This is a genomic window from Kaistia geumhonensis (genome assembly GCF_030815145.1).
Classification (GTDB): Bacteria; Pseudomonadota; Alphaproteobacteria; order Rhizobiales; family Kaistiaceae; genus Kaistia; species Kaistia geumhonensis.
Genome location: NZ_JAUSWJ010000001.1, coordinates 3,363,941 through 3,385,266, shown reverse-complemented (window position 1 = coordinate 3,385,266; position 21,326 = coordinate 3,363,941). Strand labels below are relative to the sequence as shown.

The 21,326-nt window shown below is 67.0% G+C and carries 21 protein-coding genes, 1 tRNA gene and 1 riboswitch; of the genes, 20 read left to right on the top strand and 2 right to left on the bottom strand.

Annotation, left to right across the window (positions count from 1 at the left end; genetic code table 11):
• Positions 1–92: 92 nt before the first annotated feature.
• Genes QO015_RS15995 through QO015_RS15980 form a run of 4 tightly spaced genes read left to right on the top strand, consistent with a single transcriptional unit; the run spans position 93 to position 4,443 of the window.
• Positions 93–1,454, top strand: a complete 1,362-nt coding sequence (locus QO015_RS15995; protein ID WP_307291197.1) for an ABC transporter substrate-binding protein — start codon at positions 93–95, stop codon at positions 1,452–1,454.
• 29 nt (positions 1,455–1,483) lie between these two features.
• Positions 1,484–2,422 (top strand): carbohydrate ABC transporter permease, encoded by a 939-nt coding sequence (locus QO015_RS15990; RefSeq protein WP_266283078.1) that lies wholly within the window; start codon positions 1,484–1,486, stop codon positions 2,420–2,422.
• Complete coding sequence (locus QO015_RS15985) at positions 2,415–3,272, top strand: carbohydrate ABC transporter permease (RefSeq protein ID WP_266283079.1); 858 nt, start codon at positions 2,415–2,417, stop codon at positions 3,270–3,272. Before QO015_RS15990 ends, QO015_RS15985 begins: the two co-directional genes overlap by 8 nt.
• A gap of 43 nt (positions 3,273–3,315) precedes the next feature.
• The gene (locus QO015_RS15980; protein ID WP_266283081.1) at positions 3,316–4,443 is read left to right on the top strand and encodes a glycoside hydrolase family 172 protein; all 1,128 of its coding nucleotides are present in this window, start codon (positions 3,316–3,318) and stop codon (positions 4,441–4,443) included.
• 16 nt (positions 4,444–4,459) lie between these two features.
• Here the strand turns inward: QO015_RS15980 and QO015_RS15975 are convergent, their stop codons facing one another.
• Positions 4,460–5,422, bottom strand: coding sequence for a sugar-binding transcriptional regulator (locus QO015_RS15975; protein WP_266283082.1), 963 nt, complete (start codon positions 5,420–5,422; stop codon positions 4,460–4,462).
• Between the two features lie 216 nt (positions 5,423–5,638).
• Here QO015_RS15975 and QO015_RS15970 point away from each other — a divergent pair, with 216 nt between their 5' ends.
• The 16 genes from QO015_RS15970 to QO015_RS15895 all read left to right on the top strand — a co-directional run bounded on the left by QO015_RS15970 (position 5,639) and on the right by QO015_RS15895 (position 21,027).
• Positions 5,639–7,021, top strand: coding sequence for an ABC transporter substrate-binding protein (locus tag QO015_RS15970; protein ID WP_266283083.1), 1,383 nt, complete (start codon positions 5,639–5,641; stop codon positions 7,019–7,021).
• 67 nt (positions 7,022–7,088) lie between these two features.
• Positions 7,089–7,997 (top strand): carbohydrate ABC transporter permease, encoded by a 909-nt coding sequence (locus QO015_RS15965; RefSeq protein ID WP_266283085.1) that lies wholly within the window; start codon positions 7,089–7,091, stop codon positions 7,995–7,997.
• Positions 7,987–8,853 (top strand): carbohydrate ABC transporter permease, encoded by an 867-nt coding sequence (locus tag QO015_RS15960; protein ID WP_266283087.1) that lies wholly within the window; start codon positions 7,987–7,989, stop codon positions 8,851–8,853. Before QO015_RS15965 ends, QO015_RS15960 begins: the two co-directional genes overlap by 11 nt.
• Positions 8,850–9,791, top strand: a complete 942-nt coding sequence (locus QO015_RS15955; protein WP_266283089.1) for a carbohydrate kinase family protein — start codon at positions 8,850–8,852, stop codon at positions 9,789–9,791. Before QO015_RS15960 ends, QO015_RS15955 begins: the two co-directional genes overlap by 4 nt.
• Positions 9,788–10,579, top strand: coding sequence for an amidohydrolase family protein (locus tag QO015_RS15950; RefSeq protein WP_266283090.1), 792 nt, complete (start codon positions 9,788–9,790; stop codon positions 10,577–10,579). Before QO015_RS15955 ends, QO015_RS15950 begins: the two co-directional genes overlap by 4 nt.
• A 14-nt stretch (positions 10,580–10,593) precedes the next feature.
• On the top strand, positions 10,594–11,451 hold the full coding sequence (locus QO015_RS15945; protein WP_266283092.1) for a BtpA/SgcQ family protein: 858 nt from the start codon (positions 10,594–10,596) through the stop codon (positions 11,449–11,451).
• Positions 11,452–11,803: 352 nt separating this feature from the next.
• Positions 11,804–11,917: riboswitch (guanidine-I (ykkC/yxkD leader) on the top strand.
• Between the two features lie 169 nt (positions 11,918–12,086).
• Positions 12,087–12,905, top strand: coding sequence for an ABC transporter ATP-binding protein (locus tag QO015_RS15940; RefSeq protein WP_266283093.1), 819 nt, complete (start codon positions 12,087–12,089; stop codon positions 12,903–12,905).
• Positions 12,902–13,804 carry an ABC transporter permease gene (locus tag QO015_RS15935; RefSeq protein WP_266283094.1) on the top strand — a complete coding sequence of 301 codons (903 nt, stop codon included), beginning with the start codon at positions 12,902–12,904 and terminating at the stop codon, positions 13,802–13,804. Before QO015_RS15940 ends, QO015_RS15935 begins: the two co-directional genes overlap by 4 nt.
• A gap of 59 nt (positions 13,805–13,863) precedes the next feature.
• Positions 13,864–14,862, top strand: a complete 999-nt coding sequence (locus QO015_RS15930; protein WP_266283095.1) for an ABC transporter substrate-binding protein — start codon at positions 13,864–13,866, stop codon at positions 14,860–14,862.
• A gap of 80 nt (positions 14,863–14,942) precedes the next feature.
• A complete protein-coding gene (locus QO015_RS15925) occupies positions 14,943–15,377 on the top strand; it encodes a GlcG/HbpS family heme-binding protein (RefSeq protein ID WP_266283096.1) in 435 nt (144 codons plus the stop codon).
• A 10-nt stretch (positions 15,378–15,387) separates the two neighbouring features.
• Positions 15,388–16,173: an N-acyl homoserine lactonase family protein gene (locus QO015_RS15920; protein WP_266283098.1), complete on the top strand. Its 786-nt coding sequence runs from the start codon at positions 15,388–15,390 to the stop codon at positions 16,171–16,173.
• 11 nt (positions 16,174–16,184) lie between these two features.
• Positions 16,185–17,780, top strand: a complete 1,596-nt coding sequence (locus QO015_RS15915; RefSeq protein ID WP_266283099.1) for a gamma-glutamyltransferase family protein — start codon at positions 16,185–16,187, stop codon at positions 17,778–17,780.
• Between the two features lie 271 nt (positions 17,781–18,051).
• Complete coding sequence (locus tag QO015_RS15910) at positions 18,052–18,198, top strand: DUF1127 domain-containing protein (RefSeq protein WP_266283100.1); 147 nt, start codon at positions 18,052–18,054, stop codon at positions 18,196–18,198.
• A gap of 494 nt (positions 18,199–18,692) precedes the next feature.
• Complete coding sequence (locus QO015_RS15905) at positions 18,693–19,526, top strand: peptidoglycan-binding protein (protein WP_266283102.1); 834 nt, start codon at positions 18,693–18,695, stop codon at positions 19,524–19,526.
• Positions 19,527–19,637: 111 nt separating this feature from the next.
• Positions 19,638–20,654: a L,D-transpeptidase gene (locus QO015_RS15900; protein WP_266283104.1), complete on the top strand. Its 1,017-nt coding sequence runs from the start codon at positions 19,638–19,640 to the stop codon at positions 20,652–20,654.
• Between the two features lie 172 nt (positions 20,655–20,826).
• Entirely contained in the window at positions 20,827–21,027 is a 201-nt protein-coding gene (locus QO015_RS15895) for a DUF2934 domain-containing protein (protein WP_266283106.1), read from the top strand.
• A 143-nt stretch (positions 21,028–21,170) separates the two neighbouring features.
• On the opposite strand, the gene QO015_RS15890 is transcribed toward QO015_RS15895, so the two are convergent.
• A tRNA-Val gene (locus QO015_RS15890) sits at positions 21,171–21,245 on the bottom strand.
• Positions 21,246–21,326 lie beyond the last annotated feature (81 nt).

The following is a 21,326-nucleotide window of genomic DNA, read 5'->3' as shown; positions in this document are numbered from 1 at the left end:
GACCTAGTTTCGCCTGAAATGTTTCAGCCCTGGCACGACCGGCACAAGAACCGGCGGCCCCATGGAGGAATGACGCCTTGTCCAACGACGATATGCCTCGCATCTCCGGCTCCGCCAATGCCGGATCCAGCCGGCTCCTGCTGCCGTCCCGCCGCTCGGTCCTCGCCGGCGGCGCAGCGCTCATCGGCGGCGCCGCGCTCTCGGCCCCCTATGTCTCGCGCGCCTACGCCGCTGAGACGCTGAAGTTCTGGCAGTTCTATGCCCCGGGCGGCACCGTCGGATCACAGGTCACGTGGTTCGAGCAGATGGTGAAGTCCTGGAACGATCAGAACGAGGTCAAGGTCGAGCTCGTCTATGTGCCGAACAACGAGTACATGAACGGCTCCAAGCTGCAGACGGCGTTCGCGTCCGGCGGCGGACCCGACCTCTTCATCATCTCGCCCGGCGATTTCCTGCGCTATTACAATGGCGGCGTGCTCGCCGACCTGACGCCCTATATCGACGAGGCGGCGCAGAAGGACTTCCCCGAAAGCGTCATCGCCAACCGCAAGGTCGACGGCAAGATCTATGGCATCCCCATGGAAGTCGAGCCGATGGCCATGTATTACAGCATCAAGGCTTTCGAGGATGCCGGCCTCAACGAGAACGACGTTCCGAAGACCTGGGACCAGCTGCTTGAGGTCGCGAAGAAGCTGACGACGAGCGACCGTTTCGGCGTCCTGTTCGAGACCCAGCCGGGCTACTACCAGAACTTCACCTGGTATCCCTTCATGTGGCAGGGCGGCGGCGACTTCCAGACGTCCGAAGGCAAGAGCGCCTTCAATTCGCCCGGCACCGTGCAGGCGCTGAAGCTCTGGCAGGATGCGGTCAATTCCGGCGCCGCGCCGCGCAAGCCGCTCGGCGGCGGCGGCTGGGACGTGGTCCCCAATCTCGGCTCCGGCTATTGCGCGATGCAGAATGTCGGCATCTGGGCGATCGCGGCGCTGCGCGAGGGTGCGCCCGACTTCAAATACGGCATCTTCAAGCTGCCGCAGCCGGCCGGCGGCAAATATGTGACGGTCGGCGGCGGCTGGGCCTTCGTCGCCAATGCCCGCGGCAAGCAGGTGGAAGCTGCCTCGAAGTTCTGCGCCTGGGCGCTCGGCTCGATGGCGCCGGATTCGATCCAGCGCGTCGTCGACTGGTGCACGGTCGCCAAGAGCGACATGCCGCCGCGCCAGTCGGCGCTCGAGAAGGGCGCCGCCGCCTTCAACGAGGGCATGATGAAGGTGTTCAGCCAGGAGATCTATCCCGGCACCCGCGCCGAGCCCCGCGTTCCGCCGCAGGTCTACAAGATCATCTCCGACGCGATCCAGGCGACGCAGCTCAACGGCCAGGACCCGGCCAAGGTGGCCGAGCAGGCCTCCGCGCAGCTCGACGGCTTCCTCGCGGGCTATTCCGGCGCCCCGATCCTCTGATCGGGTCCGCGTCCGCAATGTCCGAGGCGATGTCGCGTCCATCCTCCACCCCGGCGGCCCGAAAGGCCGCCGGTTTCCGCCTCTCGGCCCGGCACCGCGAATGGGTCGCCGGCTATCTGTTCGTCGCGCCCGACGCCATTGGGCTCTTCATCTTCGCCGGATTGCCGATGCTGCTCGCGCTCGGGCTCGGCTTCTTCACGCTCGACGGGTTCGGCGGCTTCCAGTTCTCGGGGCTCGCCAATTACCGCCGCATGTTCGTCGACCCGCTCTTTCTGCAGAGCCTCAAGGTCACGCTCGCCTATGTCCTGATGCTGGTGCCGAGCCTTTATATCGTCGGGCTGGCGCTGGCGCTGATGGTGCAGAAGGGATCGGCGCTCAACGCCGTCATCCGCTCGATGTTCTTCCTGCCGCAGATGGTGAGCCTCGTCGTCGTAGCGCTCGTCTGGCAGGTGCTGCTCGTCGACAAGATCGGCTTCGTGCCGAAAATGACCGGCTTCCTCGGCCTCGGCGGCCTCTCTTGGCTGGGCGATCCCGACCTTGCGCTCGTCTCGGTCGTGGTCGTCAGCGTCTGGTTCCTGATGGGCTTCTACATGCTCATCTTCCTCGGCGGTCTGCAGGACATCCCCAAGGAATATTACGAGGCGGCGCGCATGGACGGCGCCGGCTATTTCGCGCAGCTCCGCCACATCACGCTGCCGTTGCTGCGGCCGACCAGCTTCTTCGTGCTCCTGGTCTCGACCGTCGCCGCAGTCGCCGGCGGCCAGGCCTTCGACCTCATCTATGTGATGACCAAGGGCGGGCCGGCCAATTCGACTTCGCTCGCCATCTATTACATCTACCAGCAGGCCTTCCAGTACAACGAATACGGCTATGCCGCCGCGATGGCCTCGTTCCTGGTCCTGCTCCTGATGGCGATGACGCTGCTTCTGTTCGTGCTGACGCGCGGAGGACGGTTCAACTATGACTGACGCCGCTCTCTCCCGCACGAGCGCCGCCGAGCCGCCATCGCTCTACCGCGCGGTCCCAGCTGTCCTTGGGCTGGCGAAGCTCGTGCTCGCGCTGGCGACCGTCGCGCCGCTGCTCTTCATGCTGTCGGTGACGTTCAAGAACCAGAATGAGATGTTCACGATGAACCTCATTCCGGAGAAGCCGACGCTCGCCAATCTGACCTATGTGTTCACGCAGGTGAATTTCCTGCGCTATCTCTGGAATACGTTCTTCGTCGCGACCACGGTGACGGTCGTCGCGCTGTTCTTCCACTCCATGGCCGGCTATGCGCTGGCGAGGCTGCGCTTTCCCGGCCGCGACGCGATCTTCCTCGCGATGTTCTCGACCTTCCTGGTCTCGCTGCCGGTCATCATCGTGCCGCTCTTCATCCTCGTGAAGGCTCTTGGGCTGCTCAATTCCTATGCCGGGCTGATCATCCCCTCGATCTTCAACGCCTTCGGCATCTTCCTCCTGCGCCAGTTCTATCTGAACGTGCCTCGCGAGATCGAGGAGGCGGCGGTCATCGACGGTGCGGGCTACTGGCGCATCTATTGGTCGATCATCCTGCCACTGTCGCGCCCGATGCTGGCCGCGCTGGCGATCCTCTTCTTCCTGGCCAACTGGAACGCGTTTCTCTGGCCGCTGACCATCACCAGCGACGAGAATCTGAGGGTCGTGCAGGTGGCGGTGGCGAGCTTCCAGGGACAGTACACCGCATCCTGGAACTACATCATGGCCGCCTCGACGGTCGTGGCGCTGCCCACCGTGATCGTCTTCATCATCTTCCAGCGCCAGATCATGGAATCCATCAAGACGAGCGGCCTCAAGTAAAGGCCGCCGGCGCTGTCGTCACGTCACTCCGGGAGGTATCTTCATGGCTGAATTCTCCGGCCTCGGCATGCATATGGGCAATCTGGCGCGGCTGTCGCGCGCCGTCACGCGCTCCATCAGCCCCGAGAATTTCGACGGCGCCAAAGGCAAGGGCGGCATGGCGACGGAGGGCACCGGCGCCTCCTGCGCGCGCGGCCTCGGCGCCGACGGCTCGGGCCGCGGGTGGAAAGTGTCGCCTTCGATCCGCATGGAAGCCGGCGAGCTCAGGACCATCGCCGAGATCGAGGGGTCGGGCGCCATCCAGCAGATCTGGCTCACCCCGGCCAATGTGCGCTGGCGGGACCTCATCCTCCGCATCTATTGGGATGGCCAGGAGAATCCGTCGGTCGAGGCGCCACTCGGCGACTTCTTCTGCTCCGGCTGGAACCAGTATGCGCAGGTCTCCTCGCTCGCCGTCTGCGTCAATCCCGGCCGCGCCTTCAACTGCTACTGGGAGATGCCCTTCCGCCGCCACTGCCGGATCACGCTGGAAAACCGCGACCCCGACGATCACGCGATCGTCTACTACCAGATCAACTACACGCTGACCGAAGTGCCGGACGACGTCGCCTACTTCCACGCCCAGTTCCGCCGCACCAACCCGCTGCCCTTCGGCACCGACTACACGATCCTCGAAGGCGTGAAGGGCCGCGGCCAGTATGTCGGCACCTACATGGCCTGGGGCGTCAACAATGCCGGCTGGTGGGGAGAAGGCGAGATCAAGTTCTTCATGGACGGCGACCGCGACTACCCCACGATCTGCGGCACCGGCACCGAGGACTATTTCTGCGGCGCCTACAACTTCGACGGCGGCGTCATCGACCCGACCATGACGAGTGCCTATCGCGAGTTCACGACCCCCTATGCCGGGCTGCCGCAGGTTCTGCGCCCCGACGGGACCTATCGCAGCCAACAGCGCTTCGGCATGTATCGCTGGCACGTCATGGATCCGATCCGTTTCGAGCAGGACCTGCGCGTCACCATCCAGGCGCTCGGCTGGCGCACCGAGAAGAAGGACCGCCGCTACCTGCCGCTGCAGGACGACATCGCGTCCGTCGCCTTCTGGTACCAGACGCTGCCACACGCGCCCTTCCCGGCGCTGCCGGACCGCGACTATCTCGAGGTGATCTGACCAAAGGTCGCCGCCCTCACGCGCGCGCGGCGACCTCCTCCGCGAGGTCGCCGTCGACGATGAGGCGCGTGACGAGGCCCGAGCGCAGCAGCGCGGCGAGGGCCTCGCCCTTGCTGCGGCCGGCGCCGAGCAGCACGATCTCCCGCGCCCGCATGTCCTCGGCGCCGATCCCGGGCGTGCGGGCATTGAGCGGGCTGTCGACGATCCGGCCGTCACGATCGAAGAACTTGCCGAGCATGTCGGCCACCGCCCCGTCGCGGGTCAATTGCTCGATCTCCTCGCGGTGCACGAGGTCGTGCGTGGAGATGAAGGAATTTTCGGACGCATCGCCGAAGCTCGCCACGATCAGGTCGGACTGGCGCGCCAGCGCCAGGCTCTCTTGCACGAGCTTCTGGCTCATGATGACGTCGTAATCCGCCTTGCTGTCGGCGATGAACGGCGCGGGGAGCAGATAGGCCTCGCCGCCGCAGCGTTGCGCCAGCGCCTGCACGCAGTCGAACGGATTGGTGCGCGCCGTTCGCGACAGCGATCCCATCAGCGAGACGAAGCGCGCCTCCGCCTTCCGAAGGCTCGGCATCGCCTCGACCAGCGCGGCAATCGTCCGGCCCCAGGCGAGGCCGACGACGAGGCGCTCCGCCTCCTCCAGCCGGCGGGTGAGGAAGGCCGCGGCGGCGATGCCGACCGCGCGCCGTGCGGCGGCCTCCTCGCTTGCCGGATCGCCGAGCGGCCCGGTCGCCGGCGTCACGATGCACTCGATGAGCCCGAAGCGCCGCGCAATCGCCTCCCCGAGTTCCAGCGTCGCGACGGTTGCGTGGTCGATCGAGATGCGGACAATTCCGGTCTCTCGCGCCCGCGCCAGCAGGCGGTTGATCTTGAAGCGCGAAACGCCGACACGCGCTGCGATCTCTTCCTGGTTGAGGTTGGCCACGTAGTAGAGCCAGGCCAGCTGCACCAGCAGGTCTTCCTCGGTCTGCGCCATCGGATCAGAACTCGCTTCAGTCGAACTTTCGTGCAGTCGCCGCACAAAGGTGTTGACGGGTGGGCGACAGCGTGGTGCACTCATTTGTGCCAACGTCGCACGAAAGTGCAAGCCCGAGATCGGGCGGGTCCATGACCGGACAAGACCGGCTGCCGACATGAGGCGCTAAGCCCGGCGGTGCGCCGCATGAGAACATCGTTCCAGAAGGGTTCTTCCATGCAACTGAAAGCCGGGGCGCCTCGCCCCAACCTCATCGCCGGCGGACTGTTCGCGGCGGCGCTCGCGGCCTCCACCGCGCTCGCGCCTCTCCCCGCCGCCGCCGAGACGAACTGGCGCGCCGCCGAAGGCAGCACCATCAATCTTCTGCTGATCTCGCATCCCTTCGTCGACAGCCTGAAGCCGCTCCTCCCGGAATTCACCGAGAAGACCGGGATCAAGGTCACCTTCGAGGAACTCGCCGAACAGCCGGGCTTCGAGAAGCTGCTCGCCGATCTCTCGTCGAAGACGGGCAGCTACGACGTCTTCATGACCTCCCCGCTGAACAATTGGCAATACGCGACCGGTGGCTGGCTGGAGCCGCTCGACGACTATATCGCTGATCCGAAGCTGACGGCCGCCGACTATGACCTCGCCGACTTCATCCCCGGCGTCCTCGCCTCCGGCCGCTGGACGCTGGAGCCGCTGAAGGGCGTCGGCGAGGGCAAGCTCTGGGCGCTGCCGATCAATTTCGAGAGCTACCAGCTCGCCTATCGTCCGAGCCTCATGAAGAAGCTCGGTCTCGAGGTCCCGAAGACCTATGCCGAACTGCTGGCGATGGCCGACAAGCTGAAGACCGACGGCCCCAACGGCCCGGTCAACGGCATCATCACCCGCTTCGACCACTACTGGGACCTGCCCTACCTCACCTTCGGGACCATGCTCCAGTCCTATGGCGTCGAGATGCTCGATGCCGACGGCAAGCTGCAGATCTGCTCGCCCGCGAGCATCCAGGCGACCGAGGACTTCATCACGCTGATCAAGAAGGCCTCGCCGCCCGACGCCGGCGCCTTCACCTGGGACCAGGCCATGCAGGGCTTCGCCTCGGGGCAGTACATCATGTCCTTCAACGAGGCCAACCTCTTCGCGCCGGTCTATGAGGATCCCAAGCAGTCGAGCATTTCCGACGATGTCGGTTATGCACCGACGCCGCTCGGCCCCGACGGCAAGCGCGCCGCGGCGGCCTGGATCTGGTCGCTGTCGATGAATTCGGCCGCGAAGAACAAGACCGCCGCCTGGCTGTTCCTCGAATGGGTCACGTCGAAGGATGTTTCGGTCAAGACGGCGCTCGCCGGCAACATGAACCCGGTGCGCAAGTCGGTCTGGGACGATCCGAAGGTCACGGCGCTGATGGAGAGCTGGGGCGAGACCCCCGGCCAGTATGTCGCCGCTGCGAAGACCGAGGCAGAGGTGGCCGCCCTCCGCTTCCCGCCGCATCCCGAGCTCACCCGCATGCTCGACCGCTGGGCCGAAGCCATCCAGCAGTCCTATTTCGGCCAGGGTGACGTGAAGACCAATCTTTGCGCCGCTCAGGACGACATCCAGGCGATGATCGCACCCTGACGACGAGGAGAGGGACGGCGGTGCCCACGCCGCCGTCCGCTCGCCACCGACTGTGATGAGCCTTTCCATGCCCCCGCGCCGCAAAGACGCCTCGGAGAACGGCCTCGCCCGAGGCACCTTCCTTCTCCTGCTGGCGCCGGCCCTGATCCTCCTCTTCCTGTCGCTCTATCCGTTCCTGTCAGGGCTCTATACGAGCCTGACGGACCAGAAGCTCTATGCCGCCGGCGGCACGCGCTTCGTGGGCTTTGCCAACTTCGTGCGCCTCGCCGGGACGCCGCTGTTCTGGACGGCGCTCGGCAACACGCTGAGCTACACGGCGCTCGTCGTCGCCATCCAGTTGCCGCTCGGCCTCGCCTTCGCGCTGCTCCTCGATGTCCCCGGACGCCTCCAGTCCTTCTTCCGGTCGGTACTGGTGCTGCCGCTGCTGATCCCCCCGGTGGTGGCCGGCCTCATGTGGAAGACGATGATGCAGCCGCAGCAGGGCGTGCTGAACTATCTGCTCTCCTTCCTGGGCATCGATCCGCAGCCATGGCTCGCCAATCCTGCGACGGCGATGATCTCGGTGGTGCTGATCGATACCTGGCTGTTCACGCCGCTCGCCGCCATCATCCTGCTCGCCGGCCTGCAATCGATCTCCGTCGAACTGACGGAAGCGGCGCGCGTCGACGGCGCCTCGCCCTGGCAGATCGTGCGGCGCATCAAGCTGCCGCTGCTCGGACCCTATGTGCTGCTGGTCGCGCTGTTCCGCGTCTCCGACGCGCTGAAATCGCTCGAGATCATCTATGCGACGACGCGTGGCGGACCGCTCAACGCCACACGCACGCTTCATGTCATGGCTTATGAGGAGGCCTATCGCTGGTCGAATCTCGGCCGCGCGATGGCCATCGTCTTCGTGCTCTGGGCGCTCTGCTACGCGATCTCGGGGACGCTGCTCGCCCTCTGGCAAAGGCAGGAGGCGCGCCGCTATGCCCGCTGACCTGAGCCTCCGCGCGCTGCGTGGTCATGCGCTGCTCGCGCTCGGCTATGTCGCCTTCGCCTTCTTCGTGCTCTTCCCGATCGTCTGGATCTTCCTGATGTCGCTGAAGAGCTTCGGCGACATCATCGCCTATCCGCCCCGCTTCCTCTTCACCCCGACGCTGGAGAACTATGTCGAGGTCCTCTTCGGCGGCGAGGCGGAGCGGGCGGCCGGCGAGATTCCCGACCTGCTGCGCTTCCTCATGAATTCGGTGATCATTTCCGGCGGCGCGGTTCTCGTCTCGATCGTGCTCGCGGTGCCGGCAGCCTATGCGCTGGCGCGGCGGCGGACGGGCGGCGCACGGAACATCCAGTTCACATTCCTCTCCTTCCGCTTCGCGCCCGAACTCTCGATCATCCTGCCGCTCTACGTGATCTACACCCGCACCGGTCTCTACGACACCTATGCCGGCATGATCCTGGTGCACCAGCTGATCACGCTGCCGCTCTCGGTGCTGATCCTCGCGTCGTTCTTCCGCGACATTCCGCACGAAATCGAGGAAGCCGCGCGGGTCGACGGCGCCAATGTGCTGCGCATTCTCGTCTCGATCGTCGTTCCGATCGCCCGGCCGGGCATTGCGAGCGCGATGATTATCGCCTTCATCTTCTCGTGGAACAACCTGATCTTCGGCCTCGTGCTGGCCGGCGGCGCCACGCGCCCGGTGACCATGGGCATCCTGCAATCCATGACCTTCGACCAGATCAAGTGGGGCCTGATGGCCGCCTCCGCGATGGTCTCGGCGCTGCCCGGCATGGTCGCCGCCATTCTCTTCCAGCGCCAGATCACGCGCGGCCTCACGCTCGGAGCTGTGAAATGAGCCTCGACCTCTACTCGATCGGTTCCTGGACGATCTTCGACCATCTTCTGCGCATGGAGCGGCTGCCGCAGGAAGGCGAGACATTGCCGCTCGCCATGCCGATCGAGGAGATGGAGAAGGTCCATTTCGGCGATTGCAGCGCCAATATCGCGGCGGTCGCGGCGAAGCTCGGCTGCCGCACCGGCCTCGGCATGGTGGTCGGCGACGACTTCGTCTCCTCCGGCTACGCAGCCCATCTGGAGGCGCTCGACGTAGACCTCGCCGGCACGGCGCTCGTTCCGGCGGCTCGCTCCGGCCACAGCTTCAACTTCTTCGATGCCGAAAATCGCGGCTTCTGCGTCTCCCATCTCGGCGTCGCCGAGCGGCAGGACGACTGGAAGGCGCCGCTCGCCGAGATCGACCGCGCCCGCGCGCTCGTCGTCAGCGAGGCCTTCAGCCCCTATACCCTCGCCGCCATCGAGCATGCGAAAGCGGCCAGCCTCACCACCGCCATCAACGGCATGGTCGCCACCGCCGGCGACAAGGCCGGCCGCTTCCTCGCCGCCTGCGATCTCCTCTTCCTGTCGCGCGGCGAGAGCGCGGCGCTGATGGCGGCGCTCGGATGCGCGAACCCCGCCGGCATCCTCGCCCATGGCCCACGCCTCGTCGTCGTCACCGGCGGAGACACCGGCAGCCGCTGGTTCACCGCCGAAGGCGAGACGCATGTTCCCGCCGTCGCCGCCGAGCACTTCGTCGATTCGACCGGTGCGGGCGACAGCTTCGTCGCCGCGAGCCTCGTCGGGTGGCTGAAGGGCTGGCCGATCCCGGTCGTCGGCGGCTTCGCGGCCGCGGTCGCCAGCTTCGTCGTCGAAGCCTGGGGCTGCCAGACCAATCTCCCGAGCTTCACCGCCGCCGCGGACCGCTACCGCGCCGCCTTCGGAAAGGATCTCCCGTCGTGAGAGTCATCGACGCGCATATGCACTACGGCACCGATCGCAATGTCGCGGCCAGCACCTGCGTGCCCTATCTGGTCCATGGCGAGCCGGAAAGCGTCATTCGCCTGCTCGACGAGCAGGACGCCTCGCATGGCGTGCTCTTCCCGCATGACCGGCGCATGAGTCCGCCCTGGGATGCCGATTACGACAAGGCCAATGCCGAAGTCGGCGTCGCGGCGCTGCGCTATCCGGATCGCATCGTCGGTGTCGCCCGCATCGATCCGACCTTCGGCAAGGAGCACACGCAGGGCCTGATCGACCGTTATGTCGGCGAGTGGAACTGCCGCGGCGTGAAGCTCGTCGCCGGCTACGACTTCTACCGCCCGAACGATATGCGGATCATGGGTCCGCTGCTCGACAAGTGCGAAGAATACGGCCTCACGGTGCTGATGCATTCCGGCGATGCGCCGCGCGACCTGCCCTATCTCCAGGCCCAGGCCGCCAAGGCCTATCCGAAGGTGACTTTCCAGCTCGCGCATATCGGCATGCACACCTTCCTGTGGGAGGCGATCCTCGCCGCACAGGAATATCCGAACATCGTCGTGGACATGTCGCAGGCCTATCCCTTCGACATCATGACGTTCGTCAAGAACGTTTCGGCCGACCGCCTGCTCTACGGCTCCGACGTTCCCTACCAATCTCCCGCCGTCGAACAGATGAAGCTGAAGGTGATCGGCCTTTCCGACGAGGACCTCGAAAAGGTCCTCTGGCGCAATGCCGCCCGCATCTGGGGCATCGAGCGGACGGAATGACCGAGGAAACGCCCATGCAGACTCAACCCCTCCAGTCCCAGTCCGGCCAGTCGCCCGCCAGCCGGCTCGACCAGCTCTTCGGCGTGCGCAAGCCGATCATCGCCATGGTGCATGTGCTGCCCCTGCCGGGATCGCCCGGCTTCCGCGGCCGTTCGCTTTCGACCGTCTATGACGCAGCGGTCGAGGAGGCGCTGCTGCTCGAGGCAGGCGGTGTCGATGCGCTGCTGCTCGAAAATGCGGGCGATATCCCATTCCTGAAGCCCGAGCTGATCGGCTACGAGACGGTCGGCACGATGTCGGTGATCGGCGAGCGCATTCGCCGGGAATGCCGCTTACCGCTCGGCTTCAACATCGTCGCCAACGCAGCCAAGGCCTCGCTCGCCTGCGCCCGGGCCTCCGGCGCGCAGTTCATCCGCGTCAACCAGTGGGCCAATGCCTATGTGGCCAATGAGGGCTTCGTCGAGGGCGCGGCCGCCGAGGCGCTGCGCTACCGGCAGCTTCTGGACGCCGACGACATCGCTGTGCTCGCCGACGTGCATGTGAAGCATGGCAGCCACGCCATCGTCGGCGACCGGCCCGTCGCCGAGCAGGCGCGCGACGCCGAGTTCTTCGGCGCCGAGATCCTGATCGCGACCGGCAACCGGACAGGCGACGCCACACCGGTCGGCGAGGTCGAACAGATCAAGGCCGGATCCTCGCTGCCGGTGATCGTCGGCAGTGGCCTGACTCCCGACAATGTCGCCGAGGTGATGCGTGTCGCCGACGGCGCGGTGGTCGGCTCATGGTTCAAGGACAACGGCCGCATGCATGGCGGCAAGGTGCAGCGCGCCAAGGTGGAAAGCCTCATGGAGAAGATCGCCGCCTTCCGCTGAGCCATCGGCTCATCGCGACCACGAGCCGCGCCGCGGCCGCAGCAAGCGGACCGCGGCGCGGCTTTTTTGTTGCCGACCGACGGATTGCCCAATCGATATGCAGTCGCGCCAGCCAATCGGCGGATCGATCGCGATCTGCCGAGATCTGGCGCAAACTGCTGCCGCAACAGGCCTTTTCGACATCGATGCGCGGCCGGGCACAGGCTTTCTGTCGCCGCCGAACATTCACCCCCTCCTGACTATCCGGATTCCTTCACGGTCAGACGGGAGGCGATTCCGGTGTACCGACAGTATGCGAAAGCCGCGCTTTCAGCCGACGGGCGACTGGCACGGTGCTTGCGTCTTCCTTGCCGAGCTTGGTGGCTAGGGATCCGGCGGCCTCATCGAAGGCCGCGCAGGACCGAGAGCTGCAGTCGGGGCGGGAGAAATCCGCACCGATGCACGGCGGGATAAAAACCCGGGAGATCTCACAACGCGGGGAACGGCTTCGGCCCGACCCGCAGGGGATCCGTGGGTGCCGTGATGTCACAAGCCATCATTTCGTTGCCACAGATGCGCGCCGCACCGGGAGCAGCCGCCCCCGCTCCGTGCGCATGCCTTCCACGAGCCCCGATTTCGAAAGAGGAGGGACACGCGTGACAGCATCAGCCAACCCGGAGGGACGCACGCCGAAACTTCGGCTCGACGGCCTCTCCCATGAGTTCAGGACCGCCGGCGGCGCGCCGCCCGTCAAGGCGATCGAGAACATCTCGATCGATGTCGCGCCGGGCAGTTTCTTCAGCCTGATCGGACAATCGGGCTGCGGAAAATCAACATTATTCAACATAATGGCCGGTTTGCTGCAGCCGACCGCCGGCCGCGTCGTCCTCGACGGAGAGGACATCACCGGCCGCGCCGGCCTCGTCTCCTACATGCTGCAGAAGGACCTGCTCCTCCCCTGGCGGACGATCCTCGACAATGTCGTGTTTGGACTCGAGATCCAGGGCGTGGACCGACGCGAGGCGCGGGCCGTCGCCGAGCCGTTGATGGAGCGCTACGGTCTCGGCCGTTTCAAGAAGCACTACCCGGCGGCGCTGTCGGGCGGCATGCGCCAGCGCGCGGCGCTGCTGCGCACCCTCCTCTGCAACAACGACGTCATCCTGCTCGACGAGCCCTTCGCGGCGCTCGACGCGCAGACCCGCTTCCGCATGCAGCAATGGCTGCTGACGCTCTGGCGCGACTTCGGGCGCACCGTGCTGTTCGTCACCCATGACGTCGACGAGGCGATCTTCCTTTCCGACGAGATCTGCGTCCTCTCGCCCCGGCCGGGCCGCATCGCGGACCGCTTCCACGTGACGCTGCCCCGCCCGCGCGGCCGCGACGTCGTCACGGCGCCGGAATTCATCCACGCCAAGGAACGCTGCCTCGACCTGCTCTTCTCCGGCGGCGAACCGTCCGAAAGCGAGGCCGCATGACTGAAAGGCTCATCGACATGTCGAACGACGCCATCATCGCGACCGAGAGTGCCAAGGCGAGCGCCGCTTCGCCCGCCGCCGCGCTCCGCCGCCGCCCGCGCCGCACCGGCGTCGTCATCACCCGCGAGACGCCCTGGCGTCGCGGCACGGTCTGGATGCTTCAGATCGTGATCGCGATCGCCGTGATCGGCGGCTGGGAACTCTCGACGCGGATCGGGCTGATCGACCCGTTCTTCTGGTCCTCGCCCTCGCGCATCTACGAGGCCTTCGTCATCACGCTCGGCGAAGGCACGCTGTTCACCGACACCTGGTTCACCTTCGAGGCGACGATCATCGGCTTCCTGCTCGGCTCGGCGCTGGGCGCCGTGATCGGACTCAGCCTCTGGTGGTCGATCAACGCCGCCGCCGTGGTCCAGCCCTATATCGTCGTCTTCAACGCCATCCCGAAGATCGCGCTCGGCCCGCTGCTGATCCTCATCTTCGGCATCGGCATCGGCTCCAAGATCGCGCTGGCCGTCGCCTTCACGGCGGTGATCACCGCCATCGCCGCCTATGCCGGCGTCCGCGCCGTCGACGACGACCTCGTCAAGCTGACGCTCTCTCTGGGCGGCCGCCGGCGCGACGTCTTCTTCAAGATCGTCGTGCCCTCGGCCATGCCGTGGATCACGTCATCGCTCAACATCAATATCGGCCTCGCCCTCGCCGGTGCCATCGCCGGTGAATTCATCTCGTCCCAGTACGGCCTCGGCAAGATCATCATGTATGCGGGCTCGACCTACGACATGGCGATGATCTGGGTCGGCATCATCATCCTCGGACTTCTGGCGATCGTGCTCTACGGCGCCGTCAATTGGCTCGAACGCAAATTCACGAGGGGACAGAACATCAAGACCATCTGAGCTGATCGTCTTTTCTTCGCGCGGATACCTTCCAGACAAACAACAGGGAAAAGAATGCCATGGTGAAGTTCAATCGTCGTCAGGTTCTCGCCGGCGCCGCCGGCCTCGGCGCCATCGGTCTCACCGGCCTCGCCCGGCCGGCCATCGCGCAGGCACGCAAGTTCGTCGTCACCGAGCCCGGTCATTCCGCCGACTCGCTGCCCTTCTATATCGGCATCCGCAAGGGCTTCTACAAAGACGCAGGCCTCGATATCCAGCTCGTCACCTCCGAGGGCGGCGGCAAGGCGATGTCGGCGGTGCAGTCGGGCAATGCCGACGCCTATATCGGCGGCCCCGAGCACATCGCCTTCGCCAATGTGAAGGGCGGCAAGCCGGTCCGCGCCGTCGTCGCGCTGTCGAACCGCGCCAACTCCTTCATGGTCGCCCGCACCGGCGTCGAGGCAGACCCTGCCAAGTCCTTCGCCGACAACGTCAAGGGCAAGCGCATCGCGGTCGGCACGCGCGGCGGCACCGGCTATTCGATCCTGCTCTATCTGCTGAAGCGCGACGGGCTCGATCCGCGTTCCGACGTCGTCCTCGTCGAGATCGCGACCAATGCCGGCACGGTGGCGGCAATGAAGAACGGCGATGCCGACCTCGCCATGGTGTCCGAGCCTTCGATCACCCAGGGCGTCCAGCAGGGCATCTGGCAGGAGCCGTTCTCCTCGATGCCGAAGGAACTCGGGCTCTTCGCCTGGACGACGGTCAACCTGCCGGAGACGTTGATCAAGTCGGACCCGGGCCTCGCCAAGGCCGTCGTCGAGGCATCGAAGAGGTCGCTCGAGCTCACCTTCGCCGACGAGGCCGAAATGCGCGCCATCGCGGCCGAGGAATTCCCGACGCTGCCCAAGGCCGACCTCGACGCCATCCTCAATCGCGGCATGGCCAACGATCTGTGGCAGCGCGACGGCGCGATGCCGGAGGAGGCCTGGGCGAAGACGCTGAGCATCATCACGATCGCGGGCATGATCAAGGAAGACGTCCCCTACAAGGACGTGTTCGATCCCGAATTCCTTTGAAGTGATCCGTCGCTTCGCCATGATCGGCGCGGACCGGGGCATCGCCCCGGCCCGCGCGCAATGACCATCCGGGGATTTGAATGACCGATGCCGTGACCCGCCCGAGCCTCAAGCTCACCCATGCCGCCGCGCTGAAGGCGCTGGCCGCTGCCGTCGCCAAGGCTGAGGAGATCGGCTGGCACGTCAATGTCGTCATCGTCGACGAGGGCGGCAACCTGCTCGCCGCCGTCCGCATGGACGACGCGAAGTTCCTCTCCGTGACGACCGCCACCCACAAGGCGATGAGCGCCGCCTCGCATCGCCGGCCCACCACCGAGATCGACGCCGAGCTCGCGACGAGCCTGGCGCTCGCCTCGAACGGAAGGCTCACCAACATGGCCGGCGGCCTGCCGATCGTCATCGACGGCGTCTGCGTCGGCGGCATCGGCATCGGCTCGGCGCCGGACGACGAAGATGTCGAGATCGCCCGCGCCGGTCTCGCCGCCCTCGGCGCCGCCGAGCGCATGCCCGCCTGAGGAGAGGACCATGGCCGACGCCCCCCCGACCGAGATCCGCAAGCTCTTCATCCTGCTCGCGGGCTACGAGATCATCCGCAAGTCAGGCTGCATTCGCGGCGAGCAGCCGCATATCGTGCTCGCCGTGCCGATCTGCTGCTACCTGATGGAGACGGCGCGCGGCTATGTCATGTATGACACCGGCCTTTCCAGCGCCGGGCTCGCCGACCCGGTCGCCGCCCGCGCGCGCTATGTCAACAAGACCTTTCCCGGCGTGCCCGTCGTGCTGCCCGAGCACGAGGTGCTCACCCAGCTCGAAGGCCTCGGCGTCGCGCCCGGCGACATCGCCGAGATCGTGCTTAGCCATGCCCATGGCGACCACACCGGCCATCTGCGCGATTTCCCCAATGCGCGGATCACAATCCAGAAGCTGGAATACGAGGCCGCCATGGCCGATCGCGGCCGGCTGAACTTCGCCGAGTATTCCGATCCGTCTCTCAAGTGGAACATCGTCGAGGGCGACGTCACGCTGATGCCGGGGCTCGACCTCGTGCTGACGCGCGGCCACCAGCCGGGGCACCAGTCGGCCGTCGTCCATCTCGAACGCGACGGCGTGAAGATCCTCACCGGCGACGTCGCCGACCTGCTCGAGAATTTCGAGCGCGAGCTGATCGGCGGAAGCATGGACGATCCAGCCGCGCTCGCCAGCATCCGCCGGCTGAACGCCATTGCCCGCGAGACGGGCGGCGAGCTGATCCCCCTGCATGATCCGCTCTTCGTGCAGCGGGCGCGGCTCGCGCCTGACCATTACGCATAAGGGAGACGACGATGAGGACCGACCGCGACTTCGTGCGCACCGGCGCATCCACGGCGATCGGCGACGAGGGCATGGCCGCCACCTCGCATCCGGCGGCGACGCTGGCGGCGGTGGAAATCCTGCGCGCCGGCGGCAATGCCGTGGACGGGGCGATCGCCGCCGTCGCCATGCAATGCGTCGTCGATCCGCTGATGACCGGCATCGGGGGCGACTGCTTCGCCCTCTACGCGCCGAAAGGCGGCATGCCGATCGCCCTCAACGGCTCCGGACGCACGGCCCGCGCCGCCGAAATCTCATGGTTCCGCGACCAGGGCATCGACGTGATCCACGACCGCTCGGTGCATGCGGTGACGGTGCCCGGCGCGGTCGACGCCTGGTGCCGCCTGTCGGAGGATTACGGCAGCCTGCCGCTGGCCGTGGTGCTGGCGCCCGCCATCCGCGCCGCCGAAACGGGATACCGCGTGACCCCGCGCGTCGCGCATGACTGGGCCGCCAATGCCGGGCGCCTGTCGCATGATGACGGCGCGATGTCGGCCTTCCTGATCGACGGCCGCGCGCCGAGGGCCGGCGAGAAGATGGCTCACCCCGCGCTCGGCGCGACGCTGCGCCAGATCGGCGCTGCGGGCCGGGCGGGCTTCTACGAGGGCGCCGCCGCGGCGGAGATCGCCGCCCTCCTCGGCGATCGCGGCGGCCTGCTCGACCGCGACGACTTCGCTGCCCACAGCTCGACCTATGTGACGCCGATCAGCGCCGCCTATCGCGGCTACCGGCTGCACGAATGCCCGCCCAACGGCCAGGGCGTCACCGCGCTCATCATGCTGCGCATCCTAGAGGGCTTCGATCTCGCGGAACGCGCGGTCGACGCCGCGACGCGCATCCATCTCCATGCCGAGGCGGCCCGCATCGCCTACGGGATGCGTGACCGTCTCATCGGCGATCCCGAGGTGGCGCCAATCGATGTCGAGGCTCTGCTCTCCGAAGCGAGCATCGCTCCGCTGCGCGCCTCGATCCGCCTCGATCGCGCCGGCCCCCTCCCCGCGCCGCGCGACGAGACCGAGCACAAGGACACGGTCTATCTCACCGTCGTCGACCGCGACCGCAACGCCATCTCGCTGATCAACTCGATCTTCTGGGCCTTCGGCAGCGGCCACTACGCGCCGCAATCGGGCGTCGTGCTGCAGAACCGGGGCGCCAGCTTCCGCATCGACGAGGATCATCCCAACGCCATCGGTCCGCGCAAACGGCCGATGCACACCATCATCCCCGCGATGCTGACGAAGGACGATCGCCTCGTGATGTCGTTCGGCGTCATGGGCGGCCAGTACCAGGCGGCGGGCCATGCGCATTTCGTCTCCGAGGTCGTCGATCGCGACAAGGCGCTCCAGGCCGCCTCCGATGCTCCGCGCAGCTTCTCCTTCGACGGCACGCTGACGCTCGAGAACACGATCGACCAGGCGACCGCCGACGCGCTCGCGGCGATGGGCCACGACGTCGTCCGTTCCGGCGATCCGATCGGCGGCTGCCAGGCGATCGCGCTCGATCACGAGACGGGCGCGCTTCTCGGCGCCAGCGATCATCGCAAGGACGGAATCGCGCTCGGCTTCTAGCGGCCTTCAGGCAGGGCGGGATCGGTTCGCGTGAAGGAAAGCGCCCGGACAAGCAGACGGGCGTTCCGGCGACAAGGCGCTCGCCGGAACGCCCTCGTTCATGATGCGGTGCATCATGGCTATCGCGACGCTTGCTGCATTGCGTCATGCGCAAGGCAGCCATGCGAAAATCGGCCCTGCTCACCGCCGCGCATGGCCGCTACATTCCTCGTCAACAAACGTCGCGTGATTGATCGATCTTGCGGCGGACGGACGAGAGACAGGTGACGACATGAACATCGTCAAGGGTTTCAAGACCTGGCGGAAGTACCGCGAGACCTATGGTGAGCTGGCGCGCATGACGCAGCGCGAGCTGGCCGATCTCGGGATCGACCGCGCCGATATCGGCCGCGTGGCGCGCAACGCCGCAGGCTACTGAGTTTATCAGCTTCGCCGGGACGAACCTCCTCCCTCGTCCCCGCGATACGGCGACCGGCGAACCTCCTCCCTCGCCTCGTCGCCTCCCTAGAGAACGCCCGCCGACCTCCTCCCCGGCGGGCGTTTTTCTTTTGTGGCCCCGGTCCTCGCCGGTCACCTCCCCACGCATCGACAAGAGCGGCCGTTTCGCGGCGGCCGGAGCGCCGGCGCACACCCGCCTTGTCCTCCCCGGGCCCGGCCGACCGGTCGGTGTGATCGATGCGCCCCGGGGCCGAAGATTCTATCCCACAGATCTCACCATATGCAACCTATGGTTGTTTTGCTAGGCTGGTAATCGTCGGTCTGGCGTTCGCGATCCGTCAGGATCGCCGCCGGCGTGATCCGCTGGAGCATGAGATGGCGAAATCGGTTTCCCCGAGCGATCCGCTTCGGGACGAAGACAGCAGCTTGTCCGAACAGGCGGCAATCCGGCGCGCACCGCACCCGGCGGCATCGATGCCGACACCGCATGCCGTTCCGCTCGCGGGCATCGTCGATGCCAATCGCGACCCGCCCCGCTATCCGGGCAAGGCCCTCAGGCACGGTTCGAGAGGCGCGGACGTGGAACGCGTCCAGCGCCGCCTGCTGGCGCTCGGCATTTCGGCGGTCGGGGCGCCGGACGGCGACTATGGCGACAGGACCACCTCGGCTGTCCGCCTGTTCCAGGCCCGCGCCGAGGACGCTCCGGGAGAACCGCTGGAGATCGACGGCATCGTGGGGCCGCGGACGTGGCGGGCGCTGTTCCGCCCGCTCGCGGCCGGAGCTGACGAGCCGGCGTCTCCCGCGAGCGGCCTTGCGGCGGCGGCGCTGGCGGTCGCCCGCGGCGAGGTCGGCGTGCGCGAGCAGCCGCCCGGTTCGAACCGGGGTCCCGAGGTCGACCTCTATCTGTCGGCCGTCGGCGCCGGCCTTCTCGGCCAGCCCTGGTGCATGGCCTTCGTCTACTGGTGCTTCAGCCAGGCCGCGCGCCGGCTCGGCGTCGACAATCCCGCCCCGCGCACGGCGGGCGTCATCGCCTCCTGGAACGAGGCGCGGGACGTCGCGGCGGCCCGGATCGTGACGGCGGCGGAGGCCCGGCGCGATCCGGCCGGGGTGACGCCCGGCATGGTGTTCTACATCGATACCGGCGGCGGCGCGGGCCATGCCGGCTTCGTCGCCGACGTGATCGACGGGCGGCTGGTGACGATCGAGGGCAACACCAACGACGGCGGCTCCCGCGAGGGCATCGGCGTGTTCCTCCGCTCGCGCCGGCGCATCGAGGCCATCAATCTCGGCTTCGTCGCCTTCGGCTGAGCGCGCGAGCCGGCCGGGCCCTGCGGTCTTGACGACGGCTGCCGCATGCCCGCGAATAAGGCCGTCGGCCGGGCGCGAGGACGCGGGCCGACGGCACGGGGGAGGTCGGTCGTGGTGGCAGTCGTGGGACGCCGGACGGTGCTTGCCGGCTTGGGCGCGCTTGTGGCCGGGCTGGTGGCGCAGCGCGCCGCTGCCGAGCCGCAGGTCGTGGCGGTGGACGAGCTCGCGCCGGGCGCCTTCGCCTGGCATCCGGAGCGCGCGCCGGCCGGGCCGGTCGCGATCGTCGTCTCGATCCCCGACCAGCGCGTCTATGTCTACCGAAACGGGGTGCGCATCGGCGTCTCGACCTGCTCGACCGGCAAGCCCGGCCACGAGACGCCGACCGGCGTCTTCACCATCCTCGAGAAGGACAAGCACCACCGCTCGTCCACCTACAACAACGCGCCGATGCCCAACATGAACCGCCTCACCTGGTCGGGCATCGCGCTGCATGCTGGCAATCTGCCGGGCTATCCGGCCTCGCATGGCTGCGTGCGCCTGCCCCTCGCCTTCTCGGAGCGGCTGTTCGGCGTCACGACGCTGGGAACGCCGGTCATCATCGCCGACGCCGCGACCTATCCCGGCACGGTGCTGCATCCGGGGCTGGTGCTCTCCGACGATGCCAAGGCGACGCTGCAGACCGTCGCCTCGACATCGGCGAAGCCCGCGAGGCCTGCCAAGACGCCGAAGACGACGACGCCGTCCGGGCCGGCGATCTCGATCCTCGTCTCCAGCGCCGAACAGAGCATCGTCATCATGCGCGACGGCCATGTCGTGGCCTCCGGCAAGGCGACGATCGCCGAGCCCGAGCGTCCGCTCGGCAACCATGTCTATGTCCTCGGCCCGGTCGGCGACGACGACCAGCGGCTCGTCTGGCGCACCATCGGCTACTACGACAGCACCGCGCGCGACGTCGAATCGACGCCTTCCGACACGCTCGCCCGCATCCGCGGCGACCAGGCGATCATCGCGGCGATCCAGAACAATCTCGCGCCGGGCGCCGTCATGATCACGGTCGACCTGCCGCTTTCGGCCGACAGCCGCACCGGCCGCGATTTCGTGATCATGACCGACCAGGCGGTCGGCTGAGGACGACGGGCGGCCGCGCATCGACAGTCGCGCGATGCCGCCGAGCGGGCCGCGGTCGAGGCGCCGGCGGTGTGGAGGCCGCCTCCGGCCGAACGGCAGGAACCGGCGAGCCGCTCCGCTGGTTGTGGCCTCTGCCGACACCGCCTCGGCGTCAGCGTGTGAGGAGGATTCGATGCCGGAATTCGAGGACCATGAGATCGCCGCCGAAGCCTATGGCCTCTGGCAGGCGGACGGCTCGCCGCTCTGGGGCCATCCGGTGGACCACTGGCTGCGCGCCATCGACAATCTGCGCCGCCGTGCCGCGACCGGGGCATCGGAGGGCGCGAGGAACGGCGAGGAAGGGACGGCGGACCAGCTTCCGCACCCGGGCTGACCGAGCCATCCGCGCACCAGGGCGTGCTTGTTCCAGAGGCCCGACACCACGACCGGGAAGACGGCCGCCCGCAGGAGTCGGGACGACAACCGGCACCCGTTTGCGGGCCGTTCATCGGTATCGAAGTCAGTCCGGAGGAAGGATGGTGGGCGTGACAGGGATTGAACCTGTGACCCCTACGATGTCAACGTAGTGCTCTCCCGCTGAGCTACACGCCCATCCGTCAGTGCTGCCGGGCGGGACCGGCTGCGTGGCGAGCGGTATAGAGGATCGTTCGGATCCGTTCAAGCCCGAAGAAA